Genomic DNA, 6,513 nt, shown 5'->3' on the forward strand with positions numbered 1-6,513 from the left:
CTCCCCCACCGAGGACTTCGTCCCCAACCGGACGCTCCACGACGCGCAGAACCGCGAGGAGCTGCCCGGCCGGGCCGTCCGGGCGGAGGGGGCGCCCGCCACCGGCGACAAGGTCGTCGACCAGGCCTACGACTGGCTCGGCGTGACCTTCGACTACTTCGAGGCCGCGCACCGGCGCAACTCGATCGACGGCGCGGGCCTCCACATGATCTCGACCGTCCACTACGGCGACAGGTACGGCAACGCCTTCTGGAACGGCGACCAGATGGTGTACGGGGACGGCGACGGCGTCGTCTTCACCTCGTTCACCGGCCCGATCGACATCACCGGCCACGAACTCGCCCACGGCGTCACCCAGTACACCGCCAACCTGGAGTACTACGGCCAGTCGGGGGCGCTCAACGAGTCCGTCTCGGACGTGTTCGGCTCCCTCATCAAGCAGTGGCACCACAAGCACACCGCCGAGCAGGCCGACTGGCTCATCGGGCAGGGCCTGCTCGCGGAGCGCATCAACGGGGTCGCGCTCCGCTCTATGAAGGACCCCGGCACCGCCTACGACGACCCGCAGCTCGGCAAGGACCCGCAGCCCGGCCACATGGACCACTACGTCGAGACCCATCGCGACAACGGCGGCGTCCACATCAATTCGGGCATCCCGAACCTGGCCTTCTACCTCGCCGCAACCGAAATCGGCGGGAATGCCTGGGAGAAGGCGGGTCGCATCTGGTACGACACTCTCACCGGTGGCACCCTGGCCACCGACGTCGACTTCACCGGGTTCGCCGCCACGACCGTCAAGTCCGCGACACGCCTCTACGGGGCCACCGCAGCCGAGACGAAGGCGGTGAACCGGGCCTGGGCGGGGGTAGGCGTCCGCACGGAGGCGAACGGATAGCGCAGTGAAAGTGACAGTCGTCCGCAGCGGGGGGTTCGCGGGGATCGAGCGCCGCGCCGAGTCCGACAGCGCGAGCGATCCCATGCTGGCGAGGCTCGTCGGCCGCGTGGATCTGAAGACGATCCCGCCGCCCGGCCGAATCCCCGACCAGTTCCTGTACGAAATCGACATCGACGGCGACCGCACCACGGTCGGCGAAGCACAACTCAACGGACCCCTGCGCGAACTCGTCCACCACGTCCTCGGACGTGGTTGACCATCGGGCCGCGCACCCGGCCGCGGGTGTTCGAGACACCCGCGGCCTAGGCTCGAAGCCCCCGATGGATCACGCGCGGGCTACCCGGTTCACGGCGGACAGGATGGCCTTGAGGGACGCGGTGACGATGTTGCCGTCGATCCCCACGCCCCAGACCGTCGTGCCCGCGCCGTCACCGAACCGGACCTCGCATTCGACGTAGGCGGCGGCGCGGGCGTCGCCGCCGGCGCTCATCGCGTGCTCGGCGTAGTCCAGGACCCGGACGCCCACCCCGACGGCGGCGAGGGCGTCCTCGAACGCGGAGACGGGGCCGTTGCCGACGCCCTCGATCTCGCGGATCTCGCCGTCCAGCCGGATGTCGCAGCTGAGGGCGTCCTTCTCGTCCACCCGCGAGGTCGCGCGGTGCGCCAGCAGGCCGACGCGGGGGCCGCCGGTGAGGAACTCGCGCTGGAAGATGTCCCACATGAGCTCGGCGGTGACCTCGCCGCCCTCGTCGTCGGTGTGCTGCTGGACGACCCGGGAGAACTCGATCTGCAGCCGCCGCGGCAGTTCCAGGGAGTGCTCGGTCTTCATGATGTAGGCGACGCCGCCCTTGCCGGACTGGCTGTTGACGCGGATCACGGCCTCGTAGGTCCGGCCGACGTCGTGCGGGTCGATCGGCAGGTACGGGACCTCCCAGCGGTACTCGTCCACGGGCGTGCCGGCCGCCTCGGCGTCGCGCCGCATGTGGTCCAGGCCCTTGTTGATGGCGTCCTGGTGCGAGCCGGAGAACGCGGTGTAGACCAGGTCGCCGCCGTAGGGGTGCCGCTCGTGGACGGGCAGCTGGTTGCAGTACTCGACGGTGCGGCGGATCTCGTCGATGTCGGAGAAGTCGATCTGCGGGTCGACGCCCTGGGTGAACAGGTTCAGGCCCAGCGTGACCAGGCACACGTTCCCGGTGCGCTCCCCGTTGCCGAACAGGCAGCCCTCGATGCGGTCGGCGCCCGCCAGGTAGCCCAGCTCGGCGGCGGCGACGGCGGTGCCGCGGTCATTGTGCGGGTGCAGGGAGAGGATCACCGAGTCGCGGTAGGCCAGGTGGCGGTTCATCCACTCGATCTGGTCGGCGTAGACGTTCGGCGTGGCCATCTCGACGGTGGCGGGCAGGTTGACGATGACCTTGCGGTCCGGGGTCGGCTTCCACACGTCGTTGACGGCGTTGCAGACCTCGACGGCGTACTCCAGCTCGGTGCCCGTGAACGACTCTGGCGAGTACTGGAAGAAGATCTCGGTGTCGCCCATGTCCTCGGCGAGCTTGGCGCACAGCTTCGCGCCCTCCACGGCGATGGCGGTGATGCCGTCGCGGTCCTGCCCGAACACGACGCGGCGCTGCAGCGTGCTCGTCGAGTTGTACAGGTGGACGATCGCCCGCTTCGCGCCGCGGACGGATTCGAAGGTCCGCTCGATCAGCTCCGGGCGGGCCTGCGTCAGCACCTGGATCACCACGTCGTCCGGGACGCGGCCCTCCTCGATGATCTGCCGGACGAAGTCGAAGTCGGTCTGGCTGGCCGCCGGGAACCCGACCTCGATCTCCTTGTAGCCCATCCGGACGAGCAGCTCGAACATCCGCAGCTTGCGGTCGGCGTCCATCGGGTCGATCAGGGCCTGGTTGCCGTCCCGCAGGTCGACCGCGCACCAGCGCGGCGCCGCGGTGATGACCGCGTCCGGCCAGGTGCGGTCGGCGAGCTTGATCGGCGCGAACGGGCGGTAGCGCTGGACGGGCATGCCGGACGGCTGCTGTCGCGGATACATCCGTGGGATTCCTTCTGCTCGAACCTCGCGGCCGACGTGCACGACGCAGTCCCGCAGCGAGGGAGCCGGCCTGGTCAGAGGCCCCCGCTGCGGCCGCTAAGGAGGAGCAGCTCACGCAACACGGTCGCCAAGCTAACAGATGACATCCGTGTTGCGGAAACCGGTGTCCAGATGCTGAGACGCGCCGGTTTCACGGGACGAGGACGGAGAGGCAGGTCACACAGCCGTCGAGGGCCTCGAACTCGCTGATGTCCACACTGGTGACACGCAGACCGTCCGCCGCGAACCGCGCGGCGGTGCACGGCGCGGACGCCGCCATCAGCACGTGGCCGGGCCCGAGCACCACCAGGTGCGCCCCCGCCGGTTCCCGGACGACCCGCAGGCCCGGCAGCACCGACGTGTCGACGAGATCCGGCAGGCCGACCAGCCCGCCGTCCGGGAGCGCCGTCATCGCCGACTTCAGGTGCAGGCAGCCGCGGGTGGCGACCGGAACGACCCTCCGGCCGCCCACCAGCCGGGCGAACTGGCAGATGCCCTCCTCGTTCGTCCGGGCGCCGCGGCCGACGTAGACGGTGTCGCCGGCCTGCAGGACGTCCCCGCCGTCCAGGGTGCCGGGCTCCTCGATGCGCTCGACCCGCAGGCCGAGCTCCCGCGCGGCCTGCTCGGCGCCCGGGGCCTCGCCCCTGCGGCGCTCGTCGCCCGACCGGCCGATGATCGCGACGTCGCCGCAGACGACCAGGGCGTCCTCGACGAACACGGCGTCGGGCTGGTCGTCGGCCGGTGCGACGGCGCCGACCCGCCAGCCCGCCGACCGCAGCGCCGCGACGTACGCCTCGTGCTGGCGCACCGCGAGCGCGACGTCCACGGGACGGCGGGCGGCCTGGGTGACGATCGCGTCCGCCAGCCGGGGGCCGGGAGCCCGGACCAGGGCCCGCCCCGCCGGGATGTTCGTGTCCGCGGGGGCGGCCGCGGGCGTGACGGCGGGCCTCATGTCAGCGTGACGCCCCTTCGGTGGTCACGATCACGCCCAGCGCGTACGCGGGCGACATGCCGAGCAGGTCCGCGACGCCGTGCAGCTCGCGCCGCTCGCCCTCGCCGAGGGCCCCGTCCGCCAGCCCGATCCGGACGGCCTGCGCGAGGAACCACTCCTTGGCCTCCACGGCGAGCTGGGCCCCGGCGCGGGCGACCTCGCGCTCCAGGAACGTCCGCCGCAGCGCGAGGTCGGCGTCGATGGCGTCCCCGTCGTACTCGGGCTCGCCGTAGCCGGTCACCGTCTCGGCGGCGCGGGCGCGGGCCGTCGCGTCGGCGGGGTCGCCGGCGCGCAGCACCAGGGCCGCGGCGGCGCGCATGCCCGCGGCGAGGGTCTCCGCCATCTGCTGGGACGTCGGGGTCCGCAGCGCGGAGACGGGGAAGCGGCCCCGGCACGTCCGGCAGACCACGGCCTCCCCGAGCCGCCACAGCGGCACCATCGGGACGAAGAACACCGAGAGCCAGCGGCGCCCGGTCCGCCTCCGGTAGGCGCGGTCACCGCCGCACTGCGGGCAGTGGAACGTCCCCTCGCTGACCTTACGGAACACCGCCGTCAGGCCGAAAACGAGCAACACCGGGGCCTCCCTCCCATAACGGACTCGTTCCAAACTACCGAGCGCCGGGCCCCGACGTGGCCGTCCCGGGCAATGCCGTTCGTGCATTTACGCTGGGTCCATGACCGGTGACCTCGGTTCCGACGCGGGCCGCGCGCGGGCGCGGCCGTCCTTCCTGCCGCCCGTCGACGGATATCCGCCCGCCGGCGAGGCCCCCGCGGAGACCGTGCCCGCGCCGCTCCCGGCGCCGCCGGCGCGGGGGCTCGCCTGGCTCATCGCCATGATCGTCGCGGCGGGGGCGCTGCTGGTGTCGGCGTTCATGCCGTGGGCGCGGGCGCAGGTCGTCGTCGAGCTGTTCGGGCAGCCGATCGGCCGCGACATCGGCAGCGTGGCCGGGATCGACGCCGACGACATGGTCCTCGCCGTCCCGGTCCTGGCGGTGGTCGCGATCGCGCTCGCCTTCGGGGACCTGGCCGGACGGGACGCGCGGATCGGCGGCCTCGCGGCGATCCCCGGCACGCTCACCCTGCTGGTCTGCGGCCTGTTCGTGCTGCGGCTCGGCGACGTCCGCGACAACCTGCCCCGGACGGGCCTGGACGTCGGCTACCAGATCACCGTCCGTTACGGCTGGTATCTCACGGTCATCGCGTCGCTGCTGGTGGTCGGGTTCAGCCTGGCCCGCCCGATCAGCGATCGGGTGTCGAAGCCGCGCGGCCGTCCGGACGAGTACCACCCGCAGTACACCGGCCAGCAGTACTACGCCGGCCAGCAGTACTACGCCGGTCAGCAGTACTACACCTACACGGATCAGGGGTATCCGGCCGACCCGTACGCCGCCTGGCCCGAGGAAGACCGGGCCTGGGGGCGTTCCGAACCTGAACGGCAAGAGGGCGAACAGCGGGAGGCCGCGCCCGCCGCGGACGAGCCGAAGACGGGCGAGCCGAGACCGGGCGAGCCGAGACCGGGCGAGCCCAAGACGGATCAGTCGTAGAAGCCGAGGCGGCGGAGCTGCTTGGGGTCGCGCTGCCAGTCCTTGAGGACGCTGACGCGCAGGTCGAGGAAGACCTTGGTGCCGAGCAGCGCCTCGATCTGCCGCCGCGCCGCCGCGCCGACCTCCCGGAGCCGCGAGCCCTTGTGCCCGATGATGATCCCCTTCTGGCTGGAACGCTCGACGTACAGGTGCGCGTAGATGTCGATGAGGTCGTCGCGTCCGTCGCGGGGGTTCATCTCGTCCACGACGACGGCGATGGAGTGGGGCAGCTCGTCCCGGACGCCCTCCAGGGCCGCCTCGCGGATCAGCTCGGCGATCAGGATCTGCTCGGGCTCGTCGGTGAGGTCGCCCTCCGGGTAGAGGGGCATGCCCTCAGGCAGGTGGGAGATCAGCAGGTCGCCGACGAGGTCGACCTGGAAGTCCCGCTCGGCGGAGCACGGCACGATGTCGGCGAACTCGCCCAGCCGGCCGACCGCGAGGAGCTGCTCGGCGACCTGCTCGGGCGCGGCGAGGTCGGTCTTGGTCACGATCGCGACGACCGGCGTCTTCTTCACGGCCGCGAGCTCCCGGGCGATGTACCTGTCGCCGGGGCCGACGGGCTGGTCCGCCGGGACGCAGAAGCCGATCGCGTCAACCTCCGTCAGCGTGGACCGGACGAGGCTGTCGAGCCGCTCCCCGAGGAGCGTGCGCGGCTTGTGCAGGCCCGGGGTGTCGACGACGACGAGCTGCGCGTCGGGGCGGTGCACGATCCCCCGGATCGCCCGCCGCGTCGTCTGGGGACGGCTGCTGGTGATCGCGACCTTGGTCCCGACCAGGGCGTTCATCAGGGTCGACTTGCCGACGTTCGGCCGTCCGACAAAGCACGCAAACCCGGCCCGGTGCCCCTCGGGCGCCCCGTCTCCCCATGTCGTCACCCCCCAATTGTCGCCCACGGGACGGCGGGCTCCCGCCATCCGGTCCGCTCCGGGGGGCTCGTCCATTGAACGGCGGTGGGTGGGGG

7 protein-coding genes are annotated in these 6,513 nt (G+C 71.9%); 3 read left to right on the forward strand and 4 right to left on the reverse strand.

All coding sequences use genetic code 11. The features are described from left to right. The coding region (locus ETD83_RS38035; protein ID WP_138650044.1) for a M4 family metallopeptidase at positions 1 to 895 on the forward strand (895 nt) is incomplete at its 5' end. Between the two features lie 4 nt (positions 896 to 899). Beyond that, positions 900 to 1,151 carry a protealysin inhibitor emfourin gene (locus ETD83_RS38040; RefSeq protein WP_230421464.1) on the forward strand — a complete coding sequence of 84 codons (252 nt, stop codon included), beginning with the start codon at positions 900 to 902 and terminating at the stop codon, positions 1,149 to 1,151. 69 nt (positions 1,152 to 1,220) lie between these two features. Here the strand turns inward: ETD83_RS38040 and leuA are convergent, their stop codons facing one another. The 3 genes from leuA to ETD83_RS38055 form a co-directional block, all read right to left on the reverse strand. Further along, positions 1,221 to 2,939: a 2-isopropylmalate synthase gene (leuA, locus tag ETD83_RS38045; protein ID WP_138650045.1), complete on the reverse strand. Its 1,719-nt coding sequence runs from the start codon at positions 2,937 to 2,939 to the stop codon at positions 1,221 to 1,223. Between the two features lie 190 nt (positions 2,940 to 3,129). After that, complete coding sequence (gene ddaH, locus ETD83_RS38050; protein WP_138650046.1) at positions 3,130 to 3,930, reverse strand: dimethylargininase; 801 nt, start codon at positions 3,928 to 3,930, stop codon at positions 3,130 to 3,132. A 1-nt stretch (position 3,931) separates the two neighbouring features. Continuing rightward, a complete protein-coding gene (locus tag ETD83_RS38055; RefSeq protein WP_138650047.1) occupies positions 3,932 to 4,543 on the reverse strand; it encodes a hypothetical protein in 612 nt (203 codons plus the stop codon). Between the two features lie 100 nt (positions 4,544 to 4,643). On the opposite strand from ETD83_RS38055, the gene ETD83_RS38060 reads away from it, so the two are divergent. Beyond that, a complete protein-coding gene (locus ETD83_RS38060) occupies positions 4,644 to 5,513 on the forward strand; it encodes a hypothetical protein (protein WP_138650048.1) in 870 nt (289 codons plus the stop codon). Here the strand turns inward: ETD83_RS38060 and era are convergent. Then, a complete protein-coding gene (gene era, locus ETD83_RS38065) occupies positions 5,504 to 6,427 on the reverse strand; it encodes a GTPase Era (RefSeq protein WP_230421465.1) in 924 nt (307 codons plus the stop codon). The two genes, ETD83_RS38060 and era, sit on opposite strands and share 10 nt — an antisense overlap. Positions 6,428 to 6,513: the final 86 nt, after the last annotated feature.

Source organism: Actinomadura soli (assembly GCF_005889715.1).
GTDB lineage: Bacteria > Actinomycetota > Actinomycetes > Streptosporangiales > Streptosporangiaceae > Spirillospora > Spirillospora soli.

What these genes read in the sequence shown, in the direction of transcription:
- ddaH (WP_138650046.1), bottom strand. Translation starts at nt 3,930, where the DNA reads ATGAGGCCCGCCGTCACGCCCGCGGCCGCCCCCGCGGACACGAACATC.
- ETD83_RS38060 (WP_138650048.1), top strand. Translation starts at nt 4,644, where the DNA reads ATGACCGGTGACCTCGGTTCCGACGCGGGCCGCGCGCGGGCGCGGCCG.
- leuA (WP_138650045.1), bottom strand. Translation starts at nt 2,939, where the DNA reads ATGTATCCGCGACAGCAGCCGTCCGGCATGCCCGTCCAGCGCTACCGC.